This window comes from Enterobacter asburiae (assembly GCF_001521715.1).
GTDB classification, from domain to species: domain Bacteria; phylum Pseudomonadota; class Gammaproteobacteria; order Enterobacterales; family Enterobacteriaceae; genus Enterobacter; species Enterobacter asburiae.
The window spans coordinates 4,691,671-4,713,742 of record NZ_CP011863.1 but is presented as its reverse complement, the minus strand read 5'-3'; the positions used below and the strand labels follow the sequence as shown (position 1 = coordinate 4,713,742).

General features: G+C 55.3%; 27 protein-coding genes and 1 pseudogene. 14 read left to right on the top strand and 14 right to left on the bottom strand.

Annotated features, from left to right (window positions below; translation table 11 throughout):
- Window position 1: 1 nt before the first annotated feature.
- From ACJ69_RS25940 to ACJ69_RS23025, 13 genes and pseudogenes are all read right to left on the bottom strand, one after another.
- Window positions 2–1,195, bottom strand: a pseudogene (locus ACJ69_RS25940) (hypothetical protein); the annotation flags it as partial.
- A gap of 1 nt (window position 1,196) precedes the next feature.
- Window positions 1,197–1,394, bottom strand: coding sequence for a hypothetical protein (locus tag ACJ69_RS25810; RefSeq protein ID WP_233424636.1), 198 nt, complete (start codon window positions 1,392–1,394; stop codon window positions 1,197–1,199).
- A gap of 419 nt (window positions 1,395–1,813) precedes the next feature.
- On the bottom strand, window positions 1,814–2,725 hold the full coding sequence (locus ACJ69_RS23075) for a phage capsid protein (protein WP_059346968.1): 912 nt from the start codon (window positions 2,723–2,725) through the stop codon (window positions 1,814–1,816).
- Window positions 2,726–2,941: 216 nt separating this feature from the next.
- Complete coding sequence (locus ACJ69_RS23070; RefSeq protein ID WP_054830271.1) at window positions 2,942–3,181, bottom strand: Acb2/Tad1 domain-containing protein; 240 nt, start codon at window positions 3,179–3,181, stop codon at window positions 2,942–2,944.
- Between the two features lie 33 nt (window positions 3,182–3,214).
- On the bottom strand, window positions 3,215–4,051 hold the full coding sequence (locus tag ACJ69_RS23065) for a hypothetical protein (RefSeq protein WP_054830270.1): 837 nt from the start codon (window positions 4,049–4,051) through the stop codon (window positions 3,215–3,217).
- A complete protein-coding gene (locus ACJ69_RS23060) occupies window positions 4,038–4,271 on the bottom strand; it encodes a Bbp19 family protein (RefSeq protein ID WP_054830269.1) in 234 nt (77 codons plus the stop codon). Before ACJ69_RS23060 ends, ACJ69_RS23065 begins: the two co-directional genes overlap by 14 nt.
- Window positions 4,268–5,893 carry a portal protein gene (locus ACJ69_RS23055; protein ID WP_059347796.1) on the bottom strand — a complete coding sequence of 542 codons (1,626 nt, stop codon included), beginning with the start codon at window positions 5,891–5,893 and terminating at the stop codon, window positions 4,268–4,270. The genes ACJ69_RS23060 and ACJ69_RS23055 overlap by 4 nt, the downstream gene beginning before the upstream one ends.
- Window positions 5,894–5,896: 3 nt before the next feature.
- Window positions 5,897–6,127: a hypothetical protein gene (locus ACJ69_RS23050; RefSeq protein ID WP_023305508.1), complete on the bottom strand. Its 231-nt coding sequence runs from the start codon at window positions 6,125–6,127 to the stop codon at window positions 5,897–5,899.
- Between the two features lie 14 nt (window positions 6,128–6,141).
- Window positions 6,142–6,582, bottom strand: a complete 441-nt coding sequence (locus ACJ69_RS23045) for a hypothetical protein (RefSeq protein ID WP_059347795.1) — start codon at window positions 6,580–6,582, stop codon at window positions 6,142–6,144.
- 277 nt (window positions 6,583–6,859) lie between these two features.
- Window positions 6,860–7,135 carry a hypothetical protein gene (locus ACJ69_RS23040; protein ID WP_032629981.1) on the bottom strand — a complete coding sequence of 92 codons (276 nt, stop codon included), beginning with the start codon at window positions 7,133–7,135 and terminating at the stop codon, window positions 6,860–6,862.
- A 77-nt stretch (window positions 7,136–7,212) separates the two neighbouring features.
- Window positions 7,213–7,440: a zinc ribbon domain-containing protein gene (locus tag ACJ69_RS23035; RefSeq protein ID WP_059347794.1), complete on the bottom strand. Its 228-nt coding sequence runs from the start codon at window positions 7,438–7,440 to the stop codon at window positions 7,213–7,215.
- Between the two features lie 316 nt (window positions 7,441–7,756).
- On the bottom strand, window positions 7,757–9,991 hold the full coding sequence (locus ACJ69_RS23030; RefSeq protein ID WP_232248426.1) for a primase-helicase family protein: 2,235 nt from the start codon (window positions 9,989–9,991) through the stop codon (window positions 7,757–7,759).
- Window positions 9,992–9,994: 3 nt separating this feature from the next.
- Window positions 9,995–10,195: a helix-turn-helix transcriptional regulator gene (locus ACJ69_RS23025; protein WP_054829897.1), complete on the bottom strand. Its 201-nt coding sequence runs from the start codon at window positions 10,193–10,195 to the stop codon at window positions 9,995–9,997.
- 141 nt (window positions 10,196–10,336) lie between these two features.
- On the opposite strand from ACJ69_RS23025, the gene ACJ69_RS23020 reads away from it, so the two are divergent.
- The 14 genes from ACJ69_RS23020 to ACJ69_RS22960 all read left to right on the top strand — a co-directional run bounded on the left by ACJ69_RS23020 (window position 10,337) and on the right by ACJ69_RS22960 (window position 20,756).
- Window positions 10,337–11,014: an XRE family transcriptional regulator gene (locus tag ACJ69_RS23020; protein WP_058645991.1), complete on the top strand. Its 678-nt coding sequence runs from the start codon at window positions 10,337–10,339 to the stop codon at window positions 11,012–11,014.
- A gap of 710 nt (window positions 11,015–11,724) precedes the next feature.
- Window positions 11,725–11,874: a hypothetical protein gene (locus tag ACJ69_RS25540; RefSeq protein WP_167347083.1), complete on the top strand. Its 150-nt coding sequence runs from the start codon at window positions 11,725–11,727 to the stop codon at window positions 11,872–11,874.
- A complete protein-coding gene (locus ACJ69_RS23015) occupies window positions 11,871–12,791 on the top strand; it encodes a hypothetical protein (protein WP_059347793.1) in 921 nt (306 codons plus the stop codon). The genes ACJ69_RS25540 and ACJ69_RS23015 overlap by 4 nt, the downstream gene beginning before the upstream one ends.
- Before the next feature lie 2 nt (window positions 12,792–12,793).
- Window positions 12,794–14,095: a DUF2800 domain-containing protein gene (locus ACJ69_RS23010; protein WP_054829896.1), complete on the top strand. Its 1,302-nt coding sequence runs from the start codon at window positions 12,794–12,796 to the stop codon at window positions 14,093–14,095.
- A 15-nt stretch (window positions 14,096–14,110) separates the two neighbouring features.
- Entirely contained in the window at window positions 14,111–14,659 is a 549-nt protein-coding gene (locus ACJ69_RS23005) for a DUF2815 family protein (protein ID WP_001619020.1), read from the top strand.
- Between the two features lie 77 nt (window positions 14,660–14,736).
- On the top strand, window positions 14,737–16,803 hold the full coding sequence (locus ACJ69_RS23000) for a bifunctional 3'-5' exonuclease/DNA polymerase family protein (RefSeq protein WP_059347792.1): 2,067 nt from the start codon (window positions 14,737–14,739) through the stop codon (window positions 16,801–16,803).
- 5 nt (window positions 16,804–16,808) lie between these two features.
- Complete coding sequence (locus ACJ69_RS22995) at window positions 16,809–17,111, top strand: hypothetical protein (RefSeq protein ID WP_054829895.1); 303 nt, start codon at window positions 16,809–16,811, stop codon at window positions 17,109–17,111.
- Entirely contained in the window at window positions 17,108–17,311 is a 204-nt protein-coding gene (locus ACJ69_RS22990) for a hypothetical protein (RefSeq protein ID WP_054829894.1), read from the top strand. The genes ACJ69_RS22995 and ACJ69_RS22990 overlap by 4 nt, the downstream gene beginning before the upstream one ends.
- A 10-nt stretch (window positions 17,312–17,321) precedes the next feature.
- Window positions 17,322–17,540 (top strand): ANR family transcriptional regulator, encoded by a 219-nt coding sequence (locus ACJ69_RS22985; RefSeq protein ID WP_054829893.1) that lies wholly within the window; start codon window positions 17,322–17,324, stop codon window positions 17,538–17,540.
- Complete coding sequence (locus tag ACJ69_RS22980) at window positions 17,533–17,772, top strand: DUF7446 family protein (RefSeq protein WP_054829898.1); 240 nt, start codon at window positions 17,533–17,535, stop codon at window positions 17,770–17,772. Before ACJ69_RS22985 ends, ACJ69_RS22980 begins: the two co-directional genes overlap by 8 nt.
- A complete protein-coding gene (locus tag ACJ69_RS22975; protein WP_054829892.1) occupies window positions 17,773–18,066 on the top strand; it encodes a PDDEXK family nuclease in 294 nt (97 codons plus the stop codon).
- Complete coding sequence (locus tag ACJ69_RS22970) at window positions 18,039–19,184, top strand: DNA cytosine methyltransferase (RefSeq protein ID WP_059347791.1); 1,146 nt, start codon at window positions 18,039–18,041, stop codon at window positions 19,182–19,184. Before ACJ69_RS22975 ends, ACJ69_RS22970 begins: the two co-directional genes overlap by 28 nt.
- Window positions 19,171–20,571, top strand: a complete 1,401-nt coding sequence (locus tag ACJ69_RS22965) for an SNF2-related protein (protein ID WP_059347790.1) — start codon at window positions 19,171–19,173, stop codon at window positions 20,569–20,571. Before ACJ69_RS22970 ends, ACJ69_RS22965 begins: the two co-directional genes overlap by 14 nt.
- Window positions 20,568–20,756, top strand: coding sequence for a helix-turn-helix transcriptional regulator (locus ACJ69_RS22960; RefSeq protein WP_000189281.1), 189 nt, complete (start codon window positions 20,568–20,570; stop codon window positions 20,754–20,756). Before ACJ69_RS22965 ends, ACJ69_RS22960 begins: the two co-directional genes overlap by 4 nt.
- Here ACJ69_RS22960 and ACJ69_RS22955 read toward each other — a convergent pair.
- Entirely contained in the window at window positions 20,753–21,925 is a 1,173-nt protein-coding gene (locus tag ACJ69_RS22955) for a tyrosine-type recombinase/integrase (protein ID WP_059347789.1), read from the bottom strand. The genes ACJ69_RS22960 and ACJ69_RS22955 overlap by 4 nt on opposite strands.
- Window positions 21,926–22,072: the final 147 nt, after the last annotated feature.

Below are 22,072 nucleotides of genomic sequence, written 5' to 3'. Positions count from 1 at the left end.
TATCGTTGGCGGAATAGGAAACAAAGCTGTCCGGGTCGTACGCTACCGCGTAGAGTTTGCGGCCAGCGCGCTGCACAAACATGATTTCGGTACCAACGCGCACCGGGCGGATCCCGTTGCAGCCGTACGGGCTCGGATTTTTCACCGAGATATTGGTCGGTAATAGCTGCATCGTTGCGGAGGTGATCGTAAACTCGCCGCCGTATGTCAGCGCAATCAGGGTATTCATCTGCGCCAGATGCACAATCGGTTGAGCTGGTCTGAAGACAGCGTGAAGCTGATCGCGTCATCATCCTCGGTGCCAATCTCAAAGGACAGATAAACGCCCGTTTCGCTCCACCAGATTGTTTGCGGATATTTTGGCGAACCCGCCAGGACAAGGCGCTGCTGGTATAGCGTCACCGCGCCGGGGTAACCAAATTCATCGGTCCAGACTGTGTCCTCACGCGTCCATGATCCTGGCGATGCCGCCTGCGTTGCCGTCAGGTCGCTGCGAATGGTACCGACGGCAATCTGAGCACTGGTGATGCTTTTAATCAGCACCAGACCGCCGTTAAGGCGAACGTAGGAACCACATCCTGAGCAACCCAGCCCGCGCCAGTGAATGGTGGATTTGGGTGTCTCCCGGTTCCGCATCGCTCAGGGTCAGCGTAATTTCAGAGCCCACGAACTCTTTGACGGATGGCTTACACCATTTCTGCGGTGTAGTCGCGCACCTCGTCGAATGGCTCAACGATGAACGGTGCCGGTTCAAGCACCCAGTCTGTTTGGACCACGGCGCTGGAGGCGGTGAGGCTTCACAGACTGATGAACCAGAAACATGGTGTCAGCGCCCTGGACATAATTCACGGCAGCCAACATATCGGCGTGTATGGGCTGCGATTCATAAGGCGTATTGTCGCCGTTAACCAGCTGCTTACCGTTCTGATAAATACGCATGTAGCCGTCGCCGAACTCCAGCATGTAAGCCTGAGACCGGTTGAACACGTAGGGAATAAGACGTGATTTTTTATTGCCGAATTTCGTGGCCGCCGCAAAGCGGGTACCAGGTCTGCGGACAACACCACCCTGCACGACCACTACCGCGTTTTCGATAATCTTCGCGCCGTTGGCGTAGCGGGCAATATCAACGCGCCCCATCAAACGTGGGAAACTTCGCCAGCTGTAAAATTGGTTTTATAAGGTTCGCGCGCATGTCAGAACCTCGACTCATAAGTTGGATAGCCGCCCAGCTCTTCCGGCGGTTCTTCCTGGCCATCGACGGCTTTTGCCTGTTTCAGCAGGAATGAGGCCTCCTGCGCCAGACTATCGCGCAGGCTGGTGGACCCGGTCACTGCATACGCCAGCTTGGACTGCATCGTCATTTCAGCAACATCCACCAGCGCGGCATCCATGTGGACTCGTCCTCATTACGAAGATATAACGCAGGCGAATCACATCGACGTTAGCCAGCAGTCGGCTTCCCTCAATCCGGTAATCAATATCGTCACGTAGTTCGCCAACAGAGAGAACGCGAATCAGGTCGCCAGGCAAAGAAAACGATAACCATACCCGAGACAGGCGCGGCACTGACAGGTGAGAGCACAACGCGTTTTATCGCGCAGTTCCACGGGTGAGCGCGGAGTAATTTATTGCGGACAGTAGGGTACAAGGTTGCGCAAAGACGGGCATGATCGTGTCTTCGTCGAAATCATTTATCGGGTGAGCACCCAGCGCCAGAAGTGCGTTTGAGCAGATCGATACACTCGAAGTCATGGCAGAACCTCAGATGAAAAAAGGCCGGGGGTAGTCCCCGGCAAACACACCAGCGGCATTAAGCAACAAAATCGATGGCGACGACTTTTTTCTCGTTGGCACGGCCAGCACCATAAGACGCATCAACAGAGATCTGAATGGTGTTGTTTTTATCGCGACGTGGGCCGATATCAACGCTGTACTCAGCGCCGGTACCGAAATGCACAGCGGATTTACACCATGCGACGGCGGTTTTGGTGGTCACGGCCGGATCGCCTGCGGTCGCAGAATCCAGTTTTTCGTAAGCCAGCCACTTAAAACCAAGCCAGTTTCCGGACACAGCACCTTCCTGCAACATTTTCACCGCCATGAAGTCGGCAGAAGTCAGCGTGGTATCGCTGAGGATCTGCGTCAGCATGTCGGCGTTGTAGGTGATATACAGTTCTTCACCGTTCTGCTCATCGCACTCGTTGCGGCGGAACATCGCTTTCGCGGCGATCAGCTTGGCTTTGGTCATGCCCGTGCCACCAGCAACGATTTTTTGCGACGCAGGCAGCGCCACCGGTGCGTACGCACCGCCGCTGGACGTTTTACGCATCACAGGGTCGAGCAGAGCACGATAAACAACATCGTCTTTTTTGCGGTTGGAGGCCGCCAGGGTGAGCTGCAGATATGGACCCTGCGGGTCGGCCAGCAGTTTACGCAGGTCACGTTTTTCAACTGGCACGAATACAGCGTAGTCCGCCATCAACGCATTACGGGTGCCAGCGTCTGGCAGGTCCCATACGGTGTCACCAAAACGCGTGGTGATCTGCGTCATTTCGATGGTGCCCATATCGTTAATGGTGAACGCTTCGCCGGTGATCATCCCACGGTCGTTTACCGCAGCCTGCAGGCGGGAATCCTTCTGCTGCGCGGCGATTTCGAAAGAATCATGAAACTGCGTGATAAACGCAGCGGTGATCATGTTCTTATTGGTATCAAATGACATAACAATCACTCCAGAAAATATCGCCTGCTGGGTTGTCGGTTGCCCGGCCCGATTAACACAATGCGCGTGGCGCGTACGCACTGCGGGAAAATTCAGTTATCCGGCGTCCCCGCCGGGCTGGTTGTGGGGAGATTGTTAGCGAGGTGCGCGGTCGGAATCCCGACCAAATGAAAAAGCCAGCGGGTTAGGCTGGCTTTTTGTTAGAGTGCTGAGGAGTTAGCAATCCGCATCAGGGCGAGCAACGGCACGACAGGCCGCCATGCATGCAGTCTGCATATCGGTTTTCGCGATGGCTAACCAACGACGATCGTATTCACTGTTGGTAGACAGCATTTCAATCTCAGCCAGGAAATTACGGCTAATAGCTTTCAGATCGTTCATTGCGCCGATTTCCGTCTCGGTCAGGCTGCGATATCCCTTAACGGTACTACCATCTTGTGGTTTTGCTTCGCTCACTGGTCTTTCCTCGTTTTAAGTTGTCGTGACATGTCACGCTACGGTTTGATCGCCGTAACGACGCTGGTAATACGCTTTGACCTTCGCAGATACGCGTTCGTGGTCGGCGTGTTTTGGATCCATGTAGGCCGGAGATTTCATCAGGTCGCGAATGGTCTGCTGCTCTTCGAGGTTCACATCGCCGCCCGCTGGCGCATCCTCCTGCATTTCAGCACCGACTTTAGCAAGCATGCGGATAACCATCGGGTTATTGCCGATTTCGTCAATGCGGCCTTTATCGGCGTCGTCCGCCAGAGAGTTGAACGCGCGGAAAGCCAGACCGATGTTCTGCTTAAACTCTGCGTCAGTCTTCCACACTTCGCGCAGCTGCGTGGTGGCCGCTTCCGAATCCAGCGCAGCGGCGCCACCCACCAGCTCAGGAGCGCGCTGTGCGTATTCGCCCAGGATAAAGCTCATCTGATCGTTGGTGATGCCTTTGGCGTGCGCAGTTTTCATAAAGCCCTGCATGCGCGGGTCGGCTTTGAATTCTTCCCAGTTGAATCCCTCGACCTCTACCTTAGGTGCATACTCATCTGCCGTTTTCGGCGGCGCGTCGCCGCTACCCATGCGTTTTTCAAGGTGAGTGTAATTTTCCGCCAATTTGCGGGCAGAGCTTTCAATACTGAGCTTTCCGTCTTCGCCCATAACGCGGAATTTCTCAGGTAGCCAGTCATTAGCACCCGGTTCGCCCGCGCCTGTGCTGAGGAGAGAATTACCAGAAGGTTCGCCAGCACCAGGATTATTGCCGCCATCTTCACCACCTCCGTTACCGCCGCCTGGCAGTTCTGCGCCCTGCTCAGCGTTCATGAATAAGTGTTTAAGCTTCCACATCGTCTTCTACTCCATCGGCTCTGTTGATCTGACTGAGAATGAAATCGAGCACAGAACGCTGTCCGGCCCGGTAACATGTTTCGCGGTCACCTTCGGTACCGCCTTTCACGTACGCTTCGCGACCGAAGCGCCTGGTAAGTTCTTCCAGCACAGGCGCACCGCCTGGCATTTCTTCAAAAATCCGCTTGTAATCTGCGGGTGTAGCCTCTTTGGTTCTCATTGATTACCTGCCAGTCGTTGTCCTATTGCCGCGCCTGCTGTCTGCCCTGCGGCTCCTGCAGCCTCAGTTCCCGCCTGCATCATGAGCTGCTGCTGAGCGGCCTGCTGCTGTGCTTTCTGGCGCTGGTCGCGGAGATCCGCCACCGCATCGGATGAGCGAATTACTTTTGCCGGAACGCCGAGAGCCTCAGCCACAACGCGAGTGGCTTCGTCGGTATCGATGAGGTCAACAACGTCCTGGCTGATGCCCGCGAGGTTTGCCACGTTCGCGCAGAGGCGTTCGATTGCCGTTACGTCTTCCAGCTTCTGGGCGCGTGCCAGAGGCGAGATGTAACGCACATTGAAATTGGCGTTTTGCAGGCTCTCAGGCGGCGGGGAGAAGACGCCAGCGCGGAATGCAATGCCAAAACAGCGCACCACCAGCAACTGGAGATATTCAGCCTGGAACCGGCCATACACCGGACCAAGCAGCTGGCGAATCAGCGCGACGCGCACATGCACTTCGGTGGCGGTCATGGCTGGACCGTCCTGCGGCTGCAGCTGGTCGGCCATCATGATTTTGCGGATTGACGCCTGCAGGCGGTCTTCTGCGGTAAACGCTACCTGGAAATCTGCGCCTGTCAGCAGCGGTTTCATGCTGTCGGTGCTGTTCGCCACGATGATACGGCGCGGGCCAACCTTGACCGTGCGCGGGTTGAGCACGCCGTCATCCTCGGCAATCCACATGCCGGAGATAGCCAGATCTTGCGCGGCTTTCTCCATGCGTTTGGTTTCGTTCAGCTCTTTGCAGTCCGGCAGCGCGTCGTACACCGGGCCGATGCCGTAGGAACCGCCGGGGATTTTCATCCAGCGCGGCACGCAGCACGGGAATTCGTGATAACCAGATTCGCGCACAATCTGCTTGTTGCTCACGTCGACGTTGTACGATGCAAAGCGCATGTTCTTCGCCAGGCGGGCATCGACCATGTAGGTTTCACGCGGGAAAATGCAGTGCAGGAAATCAAATTTATCGTCGGGCTTTTTCTTCGCCGCGTCGCGGATCTTCTCGCTGACCTTGTCCGCGCCGAATTCTTTGATGGCCTGCTCTGCGGTCAGCTGGTAGCGGCGGTAGATCGTGTCCACGATGCCATCCTTGCGGGTGGACGTGACATAGCACTGCGCCAGCGGCCATTGCTGGAAGGTGTAGCCGCCCTCTTCCCGGTCCTCGTCGATGTACAGGACGAACCAGCCAGCGCACACCACGTCGAGATTCGCCTCGTAGCCTTCGGCGTCGAAGTTGGCGGCGTGGATATTTTCCCAGACCAGCGTGGCGCACTCAGACAGCCAGGCTTTGGCGTCGTCCGGCAGAGATTCGCTGTCGAGGTTCAGCCATTGCGCGTTCGCCGGGGTCATGCCGGACATGAGCGCAGAGGCCAGCATGCGTGCGCTGTCGGTGGCGGTGCCGTCCAGTAGCTTCGCCACCTTGTGTTTTGCGCTCTGAGCATCGAGCACTTCGTCAGAGAATCCCGCGCCGCGCAGCGGATAGGTGTAGTCATAGCACTCGCGCCAGACGCTTTCATGCTGCTGGCGGTTGGCTTTCAGCGTGTCGGAACGCTTAATCAGCTTAACGGCGAGTTCATCCATCAGTTACGCCCCCAGAGTGTTTTTCTGCTGCGCTGCCTGCGCACCAGAGGACAGCAGAGAGCTGCCCGAATCAGCTGCACCCTCTGCACCACTGGCGAGAAGGGACGAGCCTTTCTTGCGCTTCTTGCGCGCTGCTGCATCTGCGTTTGCCGCTTTTGCTGCTGCATCGGCAGCTGCATCCGCTTCGGCCTGCGGGTCGGTCTGCGTGACCTTTGGTGCTCCGCCTCCACACATAACGATTCCCCCTCTTAGCCCGGAACGTGCCAGCCGTGCTCAGTCAGAACGGGCTTACCCGTCACAGGTTGAGGCTTGCCCTCTTCGTTCGTCACGTAGCCGAGCGGCGCTGCGGGCTCCGCCGTGGTGGCTTTTTTGACGAGCTGGAGGAATTCGAGATTGTCGGTCAGCTGCTGGTCAGCCAGGTCGGTGTAACCCAGCGTTTCAAAGCGGGCGATGATGGCCGCGCCCTGCTCGTTGATGGTACCCAGCAGAGTATTGCGCTCAGAAAGTGCGGCATCGTCCAGCAGACTGGCAACGCGCTGCTGGATAACTTCCTGTTCTGCGCGCTGGCCGTCTGCATTAAGCGTCTGGATCTCAGCCGCGGTAAGGCGGTTCTCTGCTTCCGTCTGCTGCTCAGTGCCCGTTTCAGGTTCCTGCCCTGGTACTTCGACGGTTTTCTTTGGTCGGCCCATTGTGTTGGCTCCTGTGATGATTGAGCCGTAAGTGTGAAACGGGGTGGCGGTCGGGATCCCGACCAAATGGAAGATTTGTTAAAAACAGGGCCGATTTAACATAATGGACGTTGCGCGCACCAGCAAAAGTGGACTCATTACGTTAAATGCGTGAAGCGGTTATTTGTTGCGGTTTACTGGCGGGAAGTGGTGAAAATGGACTGCATAAATCGTGCATAAAACAGGGCGGTTTTTGCATAGCGTTTTTAACCGATGAACGCCCTGTTTTTGCATGTTTTCATGGTGTCAGACGCTTCGATCGCCAGGCGTAAACGAATCGCCGTGATGTGACCTGCGCCGGAAGCTCTGAGCGCGGGCGCTGTGTGACGTAACACCAGAAGTCTATCAGCGCTTCGCCCGTGTGGTGGTTCGGTGCTGCGCCCTGCTTCCAGCCGATGATAGCAGACTTCGACACGTCGAGCTCTCTGGCAATCTCCTGCAGGGGAATGCCGCTGCGCGTGATGTCGTTAATCACCCGGAACCAGTCTGTTTTGAACGTTGCGACAACTGGCATAGTTCACCTCGCAAAACGCGCGCACGCGCGAGCATAGAGAGCGATTTTATTGAGCTTCTGGCGTGCGCGCATGGTTGTTACTCCTCGATTTTTAGATAACCGTAAACACTGGTATTAGTGCCGTCGGTTAACTCAAGCTGGAATTTGTCATCGCAGTTTGTGCAGCCTAAATCAATCTCTACAGTCATACCGTTTTCGTGCGCTCGCATGGCGACATTACGAATAAACACACTGCTGTTAGCACAACGTGGACAAGTGATTTCGTTATTTCCGTCAATGTGGTTTTTTAATCCTGAAACTTTCATGTTGTTTACTCCGTTTAGTTATTTGCAAATATTTTCATGTTTATTTCTAAGGTGTCAGTTAAGTGTCAGGTAAATAGCTAACTGACACCGTCTGTAAAGCGCGCCGCATAAGGCCTAACCCTATTTTAGGTGTCAGGTGTCAGATGGCTTTAGTTCTATATACATAAGGGACCTTATAATACCTAAAATATAAGTTCTCGTGTACATAGTTTTAAATTCTGCTGACACCTGACACCTTTCCACTGCTTCCAATTGATTTTATTGATTTTTAGCAGGTGTCAGATCTATCTTTATCTGACACCCATCTGACACCCGCTTACAATCCAGATTGCAAAATATCGCAAGTTTTATATATTTCGCGTAATTCCTCGTTGCTGAACTCGCGATTTTTTTCAAGTAACCAAAATCTATTTGTGAACCCGTCAATTTTTACGCGTACAGGTTCCCGCTTTGTTCTTTCTTTCAAAACGCGAGTAATATGCTTCTGGTTAATTTCTACATCCATTCCTGCTTCTGCCAGTATCACGTTAACGATTTGCTGGTATGTCATTGCAGGCGCTGGCGGGTTATTCAGGATTTCGATAAGTGCAGATTCAACGTCGCTCTTATTACTTTCAATCATCAACAGGCGTTCTTTCGTCTCAGGTGCGCGCTGCCAGTTGAAGCGGGACAGGTCAACACCCATCAGATACCAGTACACCTGGGCGATAAAGTCACTGTCGCTCAGCGCGCCATACAGGCTGGCGTAGTGCTCCTCGCTTGCAGCGAAATCAGGGCCACCAAGCACGGCGATACGGCGGTCTTCCTCCGGTAGCGCCAGCGCATCGAAGTGGTTGGTGTAGAACAGAAAGCCGGTATAAATATCCATCGTCTTTTTGCTGCCATATTTGCGGTTCACTTCAAACCGTGGTTCTGTCAGCACGTCGCGGATCTTATCGTTCACCTCATACCGCTTATCGTTTTCGCGCACCTCGTCAATGGTGCAAAGCAGCGTATTGTACAGGTAGTCATGGAACTGATTATCGCACAGGATCTTCATGCGAGTGCGGGCACAGTTCCACGGGCCGAGCACGCGCTCCATCAACTGGCTGACCCATCCCCTGCCCGTACCGTGGGCGGTGGCGACGTGGAGAATGGAAATCGGGCAACGCCTTTCAGGGCGCTGTACCATCCAGCCCAGGCGAGCGATGAAGAACTCGCGCTGCCAGGCGTCAGGCACCAGATAAGCCATATGGTTAAGGAACGTGGACACCTTACTCGTATCTGCGGTACGTGGGTGCTCAGGCATATAGAATTCGTTAATCTCAAACCGGCCGTCGAAACGCTCGATAATACGACCCGCCCCCGGCTTATAGCCTGTTGTCTCCGCTATTTTCTTATGGCGGTGTTCAATCCATCGTTTAGTTGCTGGTGTTGGTAGTCCTTTCCCCACAGGAGGGAACTGGTAAGGAGCCATCAGGTTTTTGAACGACTTCATACCCATTATGCACTGGTATGGTGGTCGACTGAGGTCGCACACCTGATCACCCTCGATAACATAAATAAAGCGCTCAAGGAAATGGCCGGTCATGTCGGTGTTGATATCCACAAACTCTGGTTTATCCCCTTCTTTATCTGCGGTCAGGTCTTCGAAGGCCGCCACGCGGTAGCCTATTTTATCCAGGAAGTCTTCCTGAGCACGATGCTTGCAGCTGTTATGCAGACAGACAAATTTACCGAGATCAAAACCGCTGGTCTTTTCCAGCAGGTAAACCGTAGAGGTGTCCCCCTCACCTTTCGATGAGCTGTGGCCATCCTCAAAGGGACACATAATTGGCAGCTTTATGCCGTCGATGAGATCACCAGTGGCATAGCCGTTTGCGATCAGATAATCGGCAACATCGTCGGTACCAAGTGGGTTTATCTGCGCAGGATCCCGGAAGCGAACAGCAGAACTGTCAGCAGGCGCAGCACGGGATAGCACCTCGTCCACATCAACGACCGCGCCGGTAAACGAAACGGTATTCGCTCGTTCATCTGGTCCGAACAGCAGCCAGGCCGCGTTATATACCCGCGAATCCCACTCTACAGGCTCGTCGCAGATAAGATCGTAAATATCCATGACGTCCTGCTGAACAACCGGAGATATGCGCTCCAGCTCCGAAGGCGAGACCGGGCGGGATACCGCCAGAACAATACGCCAGCGCTGTTCTCCGCTCGCCGTGGGGTGTTCGTGGCTGGCAGTTGAGTAAGCAAACCCGCGATACTCGTTGAAGAGTTCGCGCAGGGTCTCCCAACCCGTAGCGGTGGTACCGTCCATATCAAACCGCAGCATGTAGCTATTGCCCGCATTGACTTTCTTACGGCCAACAGCCGGGTCCAGCATGTCCACCCAGAAATAATGCAGCCGGTCTTTTTTGGCGCTGAGCTGCTCTTTTGTGTCCGTCGGCAGAACGTTCAACGTTCTCCGGTTCGACAGCCACAAATGCTCGAAAGCGTCAAAGCTCTCGCAAACAGCCGGTTTTGGTCGTGCGTCTCTGGCGTGTTGCCCTGTTGAGTAGCGTATCTCCATGGGTTACGCCTTTTTAGATTCGCCGACGGTACGCAGCATATTCTCTAAAGCCCTGACGGTAGATATGCGCGGATCTGTATGCACACCGGTAAGCAGTCGGCAAATTGAGGATTGCGCTACGCCAGTAGCTTCGGCAATCTGGCTTTGGGTATACCCTGCATCAATCAGGGACTGAACCATGTCTTTAGGAGTTAACTCAATCATGGCGATATGCTCCATCGTTTATGTTATGAAGCAAATCTATCCGAAAACGCATTGATAAACAACCCAGAAACGCTTTAAATAAACGCGCTAAAATATGCAATAACGCATATTTGTTCACTAAGCGAACAAGGATTCAAAGACATGGCATACGAATACGATGTTGTTCAGAAAAACATAAAATACCTAATGGAGAAAGCAGGTATCTCTAGCGTGACGGAGCTATCCAGAAAAGTAAAAATGCAGCAGTCTACGCTGCAGCGCATGCTTGCTGGGGAAATTAAAGATCCGAAGTACATTACCCTGAAACATATTGCTGAGTTTTTTAAAATCTCCCCAGTGGATCTGGTGGAGTGCGACCTGCAAGCCGAAAAACCACGAACAGTAGTTGACGTGGACGGTGACCCTTATGATTTTGAATTCAGGGAAGTACCAGTATTGGGCAATACCCAGCTGGGTAATGGAGGATTCTGGACAGATATGCAATACCCAGTTGGTAATGGAGACGGTCACATCAGATGGCCTTCATATGATGCAGATGTTTACGCGCTAAAATGCGTTGGCGATTCTATGGTACCTCGCATCAAAGAAGGTGAGTTCGTAATAATAGAACCTAACCACGGCTACCACCCAGGGGATGAAGTGTTAGTAGTCACCGAACAGGGTGAGGTAATGGTCAAGACTTTTCTTTTTGAGCGCGACGGCTTTTACCATTTACTCCCGGTAAACGAAAACCACGCACCTATCAGATTACCTAAGAGTTCTGTCACTAAAATCCAGTACATAGCAGGCATAGCTAAATCGTCGCTATGGCGCCCCTAATAAAATCAAAGTGTTAAATACAGGCCGCATAAAGCGGCCTTTCTTTTTTGCGAAATAATGCATTTTTGGGTTGACCAGATAATGCGAGTTAGCATATAAATGCGTTATCGCTTAATTCAATGCATTTTCGGGTTAAGCAAATCGCTCTTTAACAAACAGAACCGCGTGACAGGTAAGCCGCTGTGCTCCTGGCAAAACGAAATGGCACCCGATGGGATCGAGGTAAGCGCCGAGTCCGTATGCGTACGGTAAGCGTAGAGGACCACACCGCGACGAGCTGATAAGTCACGCAAGTTGAAACGCCCCGATGATGGGGCGTGCAGTGAATTAATCAAAGGCTTTGGGCCTTTTACTAATCCACTGAGGGCTAACTTATGCGAATTAAGGAATCGGACATACTCCATGAAAATGGCGATTTCTGGGTTTTGAACCACCCAGCAGGTTTCCATGTCATGCGACGAGGATTGACGCACTCTACGTGCGACAGCGCCTATGCCCAACTCGATCTAGCCGTAACTCGCTGTAATTACCTTGCGAATCGGAATCAGCGGCCTGCCCCACACTCTGAATCATCCATGTAATTGCTGTGTGTAGTCTTTGCCCGTCTCCCTTGACGGGCCTTTTTCCTGACTGAGAGTGCATCCACAACGGTGCTATGTCTCGCCCGCTGGCACCGGGTGCGCTCCCAGACATGAAAAGGAGCACTACCGATGAAACCTGAACACCTCCATCGGCTGACGGGGCGCGACGTGCTCCAATATCGCCGCAAACATTTCGACATTATCACCGGTCTGGCCCTCGCTACTGCGTTCGGCCTGGCTATTACCTTCATTCTCCTTGTAGCGAGGACCGCAGTATGAGCTTAGAAACCAGTCTCGAACTTAACAACCAACTGCTGACGCAGCATAACGCCCTGCTTGAACGCCTTATCACTGCCCTGGCCTCTGGCGTAGCTCTTCGTCCGGACACCGTCGCGCAGGTTCAGGAATACCGCGAAACGGTACCGGAAACCAAAGCGGAAAATACCGTTATCAGCAAGGTTACGCTGGACGATCTGGAGTTCAGCGACATTATCGCCCTGGCTGCATTCTACCCGACCCCGCAGGAGCTCAGCGAAACAATGGTCCAGCGCGTTGTTGATTACCGCGACGCCGAAGGCGATAAACGCGTTGTGCAGATCGACGCACTGGACAGCGCCCTGCAGGGTGTTAAACGCGCTGGCCATCTTAACAAGCCAGCATTACTTGACCTGTCGCGTAACATCCTGCGCTTCTGGGATGATTTACCGACCATCGCGGCACGCCGTGAGTTTGCCGAGCGTTTACTTGACGCACCAGCTGACGGGCGCCATGAAGTGAAGCCAAAAACCAGCGGTAAGGATGAAGAACGCACGGGGCCGTTCTACTGCAAGAACGTCGATGGCTCCGCAGCCAGCGAAATCCACACCTTACGCAAGCTGAACGAGCTGCTTAAAAAAGGCCATATCGAGATCACCCGCGTTGAGTACCTCCAGCTGCAGGAAGATTTCGCGCGTAAAAACGCGGCAAAAGGCGGTACCGAAACGGGTGATGATGCCGGGGGTAATACTGGCGAACAGACCGATTTTGCGGCGCTGCGTAAAAAGGCCGAAGGGTTGATCCTCCAGCTGGCAAAAGGTGGTTACCGTGCTGAAGCTGTGGCGATTCTGGAAAAACAGGGTGCCAAAAAGCTCGGCGAAGTTGCTGACGAGAACCTCGCAGACGTGATCGCACAGGCTGAAAAAGCACTGGAGGGTTAATCATGCCAGACGTTCATGCACGACTTTCCCCGTCTTCAGCGCATCGGTGGATGCGCTGCCCCGGTAGTCTGGCGCTGGAGGCCACACAACCGGATAAAAGCTCCTCATTCGCAGAAGAAGGTACCGCAGCGCACGCGCTTGGCGAAAAGGTGCTGCGCAACCGCCAAAGCCACCCGGAACATTATGCGGGTTGTAACGTCGCGATGTTCCTCGGCTCCTATCCTCTTGCTGAACACCCGGATGATACTTCTGGCCCGCAGGTAGATGAGGAAATGGTCGAAGCCGTTGGCCGTTACGTCGACACCGTCTGGGCGCTGTCGCAGGGCAATGAGCTGCTGGTCGAGCAGCGTGTCGACTTCTCCCATATCGTGGGCGTAGAAGAGTCCTTTGGTACCGCCGACGGCGTAATCATCGCGGGCAACGAGCTGCAGATCCACGACCTGAAATACGGTAAGGGCGTGCGCGTCGATGCTGAGCAGAACGAGCAGCTGCAGCTGTATGCCCTGGGCGCACTGGAGCAGTTCAGCATGCTGTACGACTTCGAGACGGTGCGCCTGTTCATCCACCAGCCGCGGCTTAACCACGTTTCAGAGTGGGCCCTGACGGTGGAAGAGCTCCAGGCGTTCGGCGAACGGGCGCAGGAAGCGGCCGCCAGTGCGATCGTGATGTTCAACATCGCCGATTGCGAAGGTGTCGAAACCCTGCCGCTGGAAAATTTCACCCCCGGCGAAAAACAGTGCCGGTTCTGCAAAGCCAGCGCCATTTGTACCGCGCGGCAGCAATTGCACTTCGACACTATCGCTGGCGATTTCGTTGACCTGACGCAATCTACTGGCGAGCAGCTGGCAGAAGCAGTTAAGCGTGTGCCACTGCTGACCGCCGAACAGCTGGCGGAGGTATACAGCCAGGCCGATTTTATCGAATCGTGGCTAAAGGCTGTGCGCGACCGGGTGAACAGTGAGCTGAACGCCGGGCATCCGGTACCGGGCTTTAAGCTGGTTACTGGCAAACAGGGTAATCGCGCCTGGAGTGATGAAGAAGCTGCCCGCGCGCTGCTGAAAGACCAGTTCCGCTACAAAATGGAAGAGGTCTTCGACTTCAAGCTGATCAGCCCGACCAAAGCCGAAAAGCTTATCAAAAAGGCCAGCCCTCGCCGCTGGCCGAAAGTCGAAGCGCTGATCACCCGCGCTGACGGTAAGCCCACCGTCGCCCCCGAATCCGACCCGCGCCCAGCGCTCAATATCAACCCTGTTAACGATTTCGACGACGTGTCCGACGACGCGCTCGCCGCAGACCTCATCTGATTAAGGAACGACTCCATGAAAATTAAACTGAACAACGTCCGTCTGGCTTTCCCTGCTCTGTTCGAAGCAAAAACCGTGAACGGCGAAGGTGACCCGCGCTTCTCTGCTGTTTTCCTGATGGATCCAAAGCACCCGCAACTGGACGAAGTCCGTAAAGCGCTGAAACAGGTAGCGAAGGAAAAATGGGGTGAGAAGTGGGAAACCATTTACGGCCAGCTGGAGAAAAAGCTCAACCTCTGCCTGCACGACGGGGACGAGAAAGCCGAATATGAGGGCTTCCCGGGCAACTTCTTCCTGAATGCTGCCAACAAAGCGCGCCCGGCAGTCATCGATCGCGACCGTTCTCCGCTAATCCAGGCTGATGGCCGTCCTTACGCCGGTTGCTACGTCAACGCCGTAATCGACATCTGGGCGCAGGACAACAACTTCGGAAAACGCGTGAACGCATCGCTGGGTGGCGTCCAGTTCCTGCGAGACGGTGACGCGTTCGCTGGCGGCGGTGTGGCCGCGCCGGACGACTTCGACGATATCAGCGAAGGCGCAGACGCTTCCGATCTGGTTTAACCCTTCCCCCACCCGGCCATGTGCCGGGTGTTTTGCAAAGAGCATCCCTTTTCGCAAAGCACCCGCGAGGAATATCTATGTCTGAAACCATTCTCTGGGGCGACCTGGAAACCTATTGCGAAATACCGATCAACAACGGCACTCACGCTTATGCGGAAGGTGTCGAGGTGATGCTGTTTGCCTGGGCCATCGGCGACGAGCCGGTTAGCGTCTGGGATCTGACTGCTGGCGAACCTATCCCCAGCAGGCTGAGGAAGGCCATCGCCGACCCTGACACTATTCTGTTTTTCCACAATTCACATTTCGACCGCACGGTACTGCGCCACGCAATGCCAGAGCTGGCACCCGATGTCACCCGCTGGCGCGACACGATGGTGCAGGCGCTGGCGCACAGCCTCCCCGGCGCACTGGGAGCGCTCTGCGAGGTGCTGGGCGTTCCGCAGGACAAAGCGAAGGACAAAGAAGGTAAAGCGCTTATCCAGCTGTTCTGTAAGCCACGTCCGAAGAACAGCAAACTGCGCCGGGCCACCAGCAAAACCCACCCGGAAGAATGGCGGCGCTTTGTTGCATACGCCGGGCTGGATATCGAGGCGATGCGAGAAGTTTATAAGCGGCTGCCGAAGTGGAACTACAAGGGCGCAGAGCTGGCGCTATGGCATCGTGACCAGCAGATAAACGACCGAGGCGTCTGCATGGATGTGCAGCTCGCACAGGCGGCGATCGAGGCGGTAGACCTCGAGCAAAAACGCCTGGCGAAACGCACGCAGGTGATGACCGACGGCGAAGTGCAGGCGGCCACGCAGCGCGATGCGCTGATTAAGCACATTGTTGAATCGTACGGTGTGGAGCTGCCGGACATGCAGCGCAGCACGCTGGAGCGCCGTATGGCGGATCCTGATTTGCCGTCTTCGGTGAAAGAGTTGCTGGCTATCCGCCTACAGGCCAGCACCACCAGCACCAGTAAGTACAAATCGCTGATGAAGGGTGTGAGCAGTGACGGGCGTCTGCGCGGCACGCTGCAGTTCTGCGGAGCATCGCGAACCGGGCGCTGGGCCGGGCGGTTGTTCCAGCCCCAGAACCTGCCCCGCCCTTCGCTTGAGCAGGACCAGATAGACGAGGGCATCGAGGCGCTGAAAGCCGGATGCGCCGATCTGCTGTTCGATAATATCATGGAGCTGACCAGCTCGGCGCTGCGCGGCTGCATCATGGCCCCCGCAGGCAAAAAGCTGGTGGTTAGCGACCTGTCGAATATCGAGGGGCGAAAACTGGCCTGGCTTGCTGGCGAGCAGTGGAAGCTGGACGCATTCCGGGAGTATGACGAGGGGACCGGACCGGACCTGTATAAACTGGCCTACGCCCGCGCCTTCAATATCTCGCCGGACGATGTTGATAAATACCAGCGCCAAATCGGCAAGGTGATGGAGCTGGGCCTCGGCTTCGGCGGGGGTGTTGCGGCATTTCTTACCTTCGCCCTGGTCTACGGTCTCGACCTCGACGAGCTGGCGAACGCCGCGCTGCCGAATATCCCCCGTGATGTCATCCGCGAGGCGAAAAGCTGGTACGACGAATCGGTTAAACGTAAATCGACCTTTGGCCTGTCCGAGCGTGTATTCATCGCATGTGACTCGCTCAAGCGCCTCTGGCGCAGAGCGCACCCCGCAACCTGCGATTTCTGGTACGAGCTCGAGCGCACCGTCCGCACCGCCATCGCTACACCCAAAAAGACGCTGTACTGCGGCTATCTGAAAATCCGCCGTGATGGTGCATGGCTACGCATACAGCTGCCATCCGGGCGCGCACTGTGCTACCCGTCTCCGTCCATCGAGAAGGGAAACATCACCTATCAGGGCGTTAACTCCTACTCGCGCAAATGGCAGCGGCTCAAAACCTACGGCGGAAAACTGGTGGAAAACGTCACTCAGGCGGCCGCCCGCGACGTTCTGGCCGGAAACATGCCGCTGATCGAGGATGCCGGTTACAGCATTGTGCTGACGGTACACGATGAGGTGATCACCGAAGCGCCGGACACAGACGATTTCAACGATAAAGCGCTTTCCGCGCTGCTCTCCACTAACCCCGAATGGGCTCCCGATATTCCGCTGAACGCTGGCGGCTTCGAGGCGTACCACTACCGTAAGGACTAATCGCTATGGCCTGTAACTGCTTTAAAGATATCAAAGAGCGTATGGATGCGCGCTTGCGCGAGGCTGTCGCCAGCAACTGCGCTGAGGTTGACGAATCCGATTTCGATAATCGGGTCTTCATTCTTGAAAAGGGTGATTTCTGCAACGTAATGCTGCCTTACCGCTTTCGCTATTACCGTCGTAAGAAGAATGGCGAACCCGAGCAGCGTTGTACGAACGCTGATACCAGAATCGCAATCAACTACTGCCCATTCTGCGGCACCAAATTCAACGGTAAAGCCACCTCAAATGAGGAAGTTACCGCATGAAATTCATTTTTATGGTGATGGATAGCCGTGCGCAGTTCGATATAGACAGCGCCGCCATTCTGGAATGCTGCGGCGATAAACAACCATCCTGGCGCAATCTGCGCAGAGACTGGGGTGGTCAGGGCGCAGTTCTGGCCCGCTTCCGTCTGGTTAACAGCGATATGGCTACCGACCCTGAGGTTGTCGGCGTCATCCACTGAGGTAATCCCTATGTCATTTAAATATCGGGACAGTCCGCTTTATTACCGGACTGCGCGGGAGGCTTTGCGACTTGAGCAGTCCGGCGAGTATGACCGGGCGGCGAAGGTCTGGGCCAAAGCCAACCGCGAATCACGTAACGAACTTAATCAGGACTGGAGCGAACGCCGGTCTGATTTTTGTCTGATGCAGAACATGCGCGAAAAGCGTAGGGAGGTGAATGATGCGTAATACAGCGAAACTACAACTGGGGTTCTCCCCGCTATCCAAAAAGATCATGTTGGCAAAAATGCGCGATGTTGACGGCGGTCGCTTGCGTGTTGGCAATGACCCAGGGCGTGACGTAACGAACGAAGCCGCGCAGTTAGTTTGGCAACTGGTAATGGCAGAAGGCGGCGAAATTAGCTGGGATCTTGATGATGGTAGCCGGATGATACTGAGGGCTGAAAAGCAGGTGAAGTAAATGGCCTACGAACGTGAAAGCCTTATCGAAAAGCACCTCGTCGCCGAAGTGAAAAAGGCTGGCGGGGTCGCCTTTAAGTTCGTGTCACCCGGTCGCCGCTCGGTACCGGATCGGATTGTCCTGCTACCCGGCGGCCGCCTCGTTTTCGTTGAATGTAAAGCACCCGGCAAACCACCACGCGCCGACCAGTTGCGCGAGCACGAACGGCTGCGCGCGCTGGGCTTTACCGTGGCGGTACTGGATAGCAAAAATCTGGAGGGTATATTGTGCGGGGAGCCTATTACAACGAAATAGACCCAAACGCGGCACAATGGCTGCGTAACCTTATTGCTGCGGGTCATATCGCCCCGGGTGAAGTTGATGAGAGGAGTATCGAAGATGTCGCATCAGACGACTTGCGCGGCTTCACACAGTGCCATTTCTTCGCCGGGATCGGCGTCTGGTCTTATGCTCTGCGTCTGGCCGGATGGCCGGATAACAAACCGGTCTGGACAGGAAGTTGCCCGTGCCAGCCTTTCAGCTCGGCTGGTAAAGGCGCTGGGTTTGATGACGAGCGGCACCTATGGCCAGCGCTATTCCACCTCATCAGCGAGCGACGCCCTGAGCTGGTATTTGGCGAACAGGTTGCAGGAGTCAATGCCTGGTTCGATCTTGTACAAACTGACGTGGAAGCAGTGGACTACGCCTTTGGGCTTGTCCCGTTTCCGGCTGCGGGCGTCGGTGCCCCGCATATCCGAGACAGAGCATATTGGGTGGCCGACGCCAGCGGCGAGCGATCACAGCGGTGGCGGAAGCGCCTCAATAGCACTGAGGAAGATGTCTGGGGATCGTCGACCATCCGGCAACCCCTTACACAGTTCCCTAAGAGACTTTGCCCACCTGGCGGGATGGTACACGCCAACCTGCAACACCAATCCACAGCCGGAGACAAAACGCGGTCTGGAAACCTTAGCGGGTTTATCCAGACTTGCGGGCTGGCCGAGTCCTCTGGCGAGCAATACCAAAACGGCCTATCAGGATGCCGAGAAAGTAATAGCGCGTCAGCAGGCAGGACGGCAGCCGAACCTGCAGGATTATGCCTGTCTGAGCGGATGGCCGACAGTGACGACGATCGACAACAACCAGGTTCGGGGCGAGGGCGCAGCGGCCAATCATCCCGAACGGGGAACGACCCTCGGCGGCGCAGCGAGAATCTGCGGCCCAATACGATTAACGGCTGCTGGGATGATGCTGACTGGCTCCTCTGCCGGGATGGTCGCTGGCGGCCAGTTGAATCCGGCACATTCCCGCTGGCTCATGGGATTACCAGCAGAGTGGGACGACTGCGCGCCTACGGCAACGCGATAGTCGCGCCAGCTGCCGCAACATTCATCCGCTCGTTTATGGAATGCGCAGGATATGACCTCATCTAAAATTTTCACCCCCCGCCCTTATCAAGACCTCATCATCAACCACGAAATCGACATCCTGCGCTGCAACATCTGGGCGGGCATGGGTATGGGTAAAACCGTGGCGACGCTCACCACACTGGAAGATCTCTTCATGGCGGGAGCGGAGACACAGCCCGCGCTGGTGCTGGCACCGCTGCGCGTAGCCGCCAGCACATGGCCGGATGAAGCGGTTAAATGGGGGCATTTGCGCAATATCGAGGTGCAGCCGATTGTCGGTAATGCCAAAGCACGCGCGGCGGCATTGGCGAACAGCAACGCCAGCGTGTTTACAATCAACTACGACAATCTGGTCTGGCTGGTGGAAGAGCTGGGCGACAGCTGGCCGTTCGGTACCGTCATTCCCGACGAAAGCACCCGGCTGAAATCTTTCCGGCTGCGCGGCGGTGGTAAGCGCGCGGCGGCACTGGGCAAAGTGGCGCATAAGCACGTCCGGCGTTGGATGAACCTCACCGGTACGCCAGCGCCGAACGGCCTGGTGGATTTGTGGGGGCAGGCGTGGTTTGTGGATCAGGGGCAGCGCCTCGGACGCACTTACGGCGCGTTTACCTCCCGCTGGTTCAACTCGATACAGTTTCCGGGGCAGAGCTGGACAAAGCTGGAGCCGTTCGCACACTCGCAGGACGAAATACAGCGCGCACTGGCCGACGTGACTATCTCACTGGACGCCGCCGACTGGTTCGACATCAAAGAGCCCATCCATAACGTGATACGCGTGGACATGCCACCGAAGGCTCGCCAGCAGTATCGCGAAATGGAAAAGGAAATGTTCCTCGAGCTGAACGGCGAAGGCATCGAAGCGCCGAACGCCGCGGCGAAAACGGTGAAGTGCCTGCAAATTGCCAGCGGCGCGGTGTATACCGACGACGCCGGGAGCTGGTCAGAACTGCACGACGCGAAGCTGCAGGCGCTGGACAGTATTCTCACCGAAGCAGCTGGCGCACCAGTGCTGGTGGCCTACCACTGGAAACACGACCTTGAGCGACTGCTTAAAGCGTTTCCCCGAGGTCGTCACCTCGACCAGGATCCACAGACCCTTCGCGACTGGAACGCCGGAAAAATACCGGTCCTGTTCGCACACCCGGCAAGCGCGGGCCACGGCCTGAACATGCAGGACGGCGGCAACATACTGGTGTTTTTCTCGCACTGGTGGGATCTGGAGCAGTACCAGCAAATTATCGAACGCATCGGGCCCACCCGGCAGATTCAGGCCGGACACAATCGCCCGGTGTTCATTCACCACATTATCGCTGCCGACACTATGGACGAAATGGTGATGGAGCGGCGCAACTCAAAACGAACAGTGCAGGACATCCTGCTCGATGCCATGAAAAAGAGAGGTATAGCATGACACCGGTTATCTCTGACACTGACCTGATTAACATTAAAGAGGTTGAGCGCTCTGTGGGCCTGAAAAAATCCAGTATTTATGAGCGCATCAGTAATAACGAGTTTCCGAAGCCTAAAAAGCTCGGGAGCCGAACCTCCCGCTGGGTACGCGGTGAGGTCGAAGAGTGGAAAAAACAGTTTCTTTAAATCAAACGCAGCTGGTCGATATAATCCGCATACCACTGCATCATTTCCCGACGCCCTTCCATATACAGGGCATGGTTATAAACCCCGCGAATATTGTTCTTATCCACATGAGCGATCTGGAGTTCAACCCAGTCAGAGTTGAATCCTTTATCGTTCAGGATGGTGCTGAACGTATGCCGGAAGCCATGCCCTACTACCCTTCCCTTATACCCCAGCGTGTGGATCATCCTGTTTATTGTGTTCTCGCTCATGACCTTTGACGGGTCATTCCTGCCGGGGAACATATTCACGTATCGACCTGTCAGACCGTGCAACACCTTCAGCAAGACAACAAGCTGATCGGAGAGCGGTACCAGGTGCGGGCGGTCCATCTTCATAAATTCGGCGGGTATCTCCCACAGCCGATTATCGAAATCTACCCATTCCCATTTTGAATGCCGCAGTTCGTAAGTACGCAGCCCTGCCAGCATCATAATCTGCAACCCCAGCCGGGGCAGCGGGCTCCCCTCGTAACTCTCAAGCGCTGCGAGAAAATCGGGCAGTTCTTCAGCCGTCAGGAACGGGAAGGACTCGCCTTTATGCCCGGTCATTGCGCTGTTCAGTTCGCTGACGGGGTTATACTTCGCGCGCCCGGTCGCAACTGCATAGCTGAACACCTCACCGCACCACCGGCGTGTTTTAGCTGCTTTCTCGGTTGCGCCGCGATTCTCAATTTTACGTAGCGCCGCCAGCATCTGGACCGGTTCGATTTCAGCAACTGGCAGCTTACCCACCGCTGGGAAAATATCTTTGTTGAATGCTTCGAGAATGTCAGAGGCATAGCCAGGTGACCAGCGCGGCTTCTTGAATTCGTGCCATTCAGTGGCAATCTCTTTAAACGTGATCGTCTTTGCTGCCGCAGCTGCAGCATGGCTTTTGACTTTTACTGGGTCAACACCTGCCGCAACGTTACGCCGGGCCTCATCTCGCTTTTCGCGTGCGGCCGCCAGCGAAACAGCCGGGTACACACCGAGCGCCAGCATCTTTTCTTTACCGGCGAAGGTATAGCGATAGCGCCAGTATTTCGCCCCGCTGGTTTTCACCAGCAAAATGAGCCCGTTGCCGTCTGGCATCTTATAGTCTTTCTCGGCAGGCTTTGCCGTTTCGACCTGTCGCGCGTTTAGTTTCATAGGTACCCGCCTCAAACTCAGATACCCGATTATGTACCCGTTTTAAATTTGGATTGCAACGGTAAAAGGTGGATAACGGCGGACAAATAAAACAGTCAACACCGCGAAAAACAAGGAAAAATGGACGATTGGGGATGACACTGGATG

Coding starts and splice junctions, on each gene's coding strand:
- ACJ69_RS23045 (WP_059347795.1), bottom strand. CDS start 6,582: ATGGGCCGACCAAAGAAAACCGTCGAAGTACCAGGGCAGGAACCTGAA.
- ACJ69_RS23035 (WP_059347794.1), bottom strand. CDS start 7,440: ATGAAAGTTTCAGGATTAAAAAACCACATTGACGGAAATAACGAAATC.
- ACJ69_RS23000 (WP_059347792.1), top strand. CDS start 14,737: ATGTCTGAAACCATTCTCTGGGGCGACCTGGAAACCTATTGCGAAATA.
- ACJ69_RS23065 (WP_054830270.1), bottom strand. CDS start 4,051: ATGTGGAAGCTTAAACACTTATTCATGAACGCTGAGCAGGGCGCAGAA.
- ACJ69_RS23055 (WP_059347796.1), bottom strand. CDS start 5,893: ATGGATGAACTCGCCGTTAAGCTGATTAAGCGTTCCGACACGCTGAAA.
- ACJ69_RS23030 (WP_232248426.1), bottom strand. CDS start 9,991: ATGGAGATACGCTACTCAACAGGGCAACACGCCAGAGACGCACGACCA.
- ACJ69_RS22955 (WP_059347789.1), bottom strand. CDS start 21,925: ATGAAACTAAACGCGCGACAGGTCGAAACGGCAAAGCCTGCCGAGAAA.
- ACJ69_RS22995 (WP_054829895.1), top strand. CDS start 16,809: ATGGCCTGTAACTGCTTTAAAGATATCAAAGAGCGTATGGATGCGCGC.
- ACJ69_RS25540 (WP_167347083.1), top strand. CDS start 11,725: ATGAAACCTGAACACCTCCATCGGCTGACGGGGCGCGACGTGCTCCAA.
- ACJ69_RS22980 (WP_054829898.1), top strand. CDS start 17,533: ATGCGTAATACAGCGAAACTACAACTGGGGTTCTCCCCGCTATCCAAA.
- ACJ69_RS22985 (WP_054829893.1), top strand. CDS start 17,322: ATGTCATTTAAATATCGGGACAGTCCGCTTTATTACCGGACTGCGCGG.
- ACJ69_RS23015 (WP_059347793.1), top strand. CDS start 11,871: ATGAGCTTAGAAACCAGTCTCGAACTTAACAACCAACTGCTGACGCAG.
- ACJ69_RS23075 (WP_059346968.1), bottom strand. CDS start 2,725: ATGTCATTTGATACCAATAAGAACATGATCACCGCTGCGTTTATCACG.
- ACJ69_RS23005 (WP_001619020.1), top strand. CDS start 14,111: ATGAAAATTAAACTGAACAACGTCCGTCTGGCTTTCCCTGCTCTGTTC.
- ACJ69_RS23040 (WP_032629981.1), bottom strand. CDS start 7,135: ATGCCAGTTGTCGCAACGTTCAAAACAGACTGGTTCCGGGTGATTAAC.
- ACJ69_RS22965 (WP_059347790.1), top strand. CDS start 19,171: ATGACCTCATCTAAAATTTTCACCCCCCGCCCTTATCAAGACCTCATC.
- ACJ69_RS23010 (WP_054829896.1), top strand. CDS start 12,794: ATGCCAGACGTTCATGCACGACTTTCCCCGTCTTCAGCGCATCGGTGG.
- ACJ69_RS22960 (WP_000189281.1), top strand. CDS start 20,568: ATGACACCGGTTATCTCTGACACTGACCTGATTAACATTAAAGAGGTT.
- ACJ69_RS22990 (WP_054829894.1), top strand. CDS start 17,108: ATGAAATTCATTTTTATGGTGATGGATAGCCGTGCGCAGTTCGATATA.
- ACJ69_RS23025 (WP_054829897.1), bottom strand. CDS start 10,195: ATGATTGAGTTAACTCCTAAAGACATGGTTCAGTCCCTGATTGATGCA.
- ACJ69_RS23050 (WP_023305508.1), bottom strand. CDS start 6,127: ATGTGTGGAGGCGGAGCACCAAAGGTCACGCAGACCGACCCGCAGGCC.
- ACJ69_RS25810 (WP_233424636.1), bottom strand. CDS start 1,394: ATGGATGCCGCGCTGGTGGATGTTGCTGAAATGACGATGCAGTCCAAG.
- ACJ69_RS23020 (WP_058645991.1), top strand. CDS start 10,337: ATGGCATACGAATACGATGTTGTTCAGAAAAACATAAAATACCTAATG.
- ACJ69_RS22975 (WP_054829892.1), top strand. CDS start 17,773: ATGGCCTACGAACGTGAAAGCCTTATCGAAAAGCACCTCGTCGCCGAA.
- ACJ69_RS23060 (WP_054830269.1), bottom strand. CDS start 4,271: ATGAGAACCAAAGAGGCTACACCCGCAGATTACAAGCGGATTTTTGAA.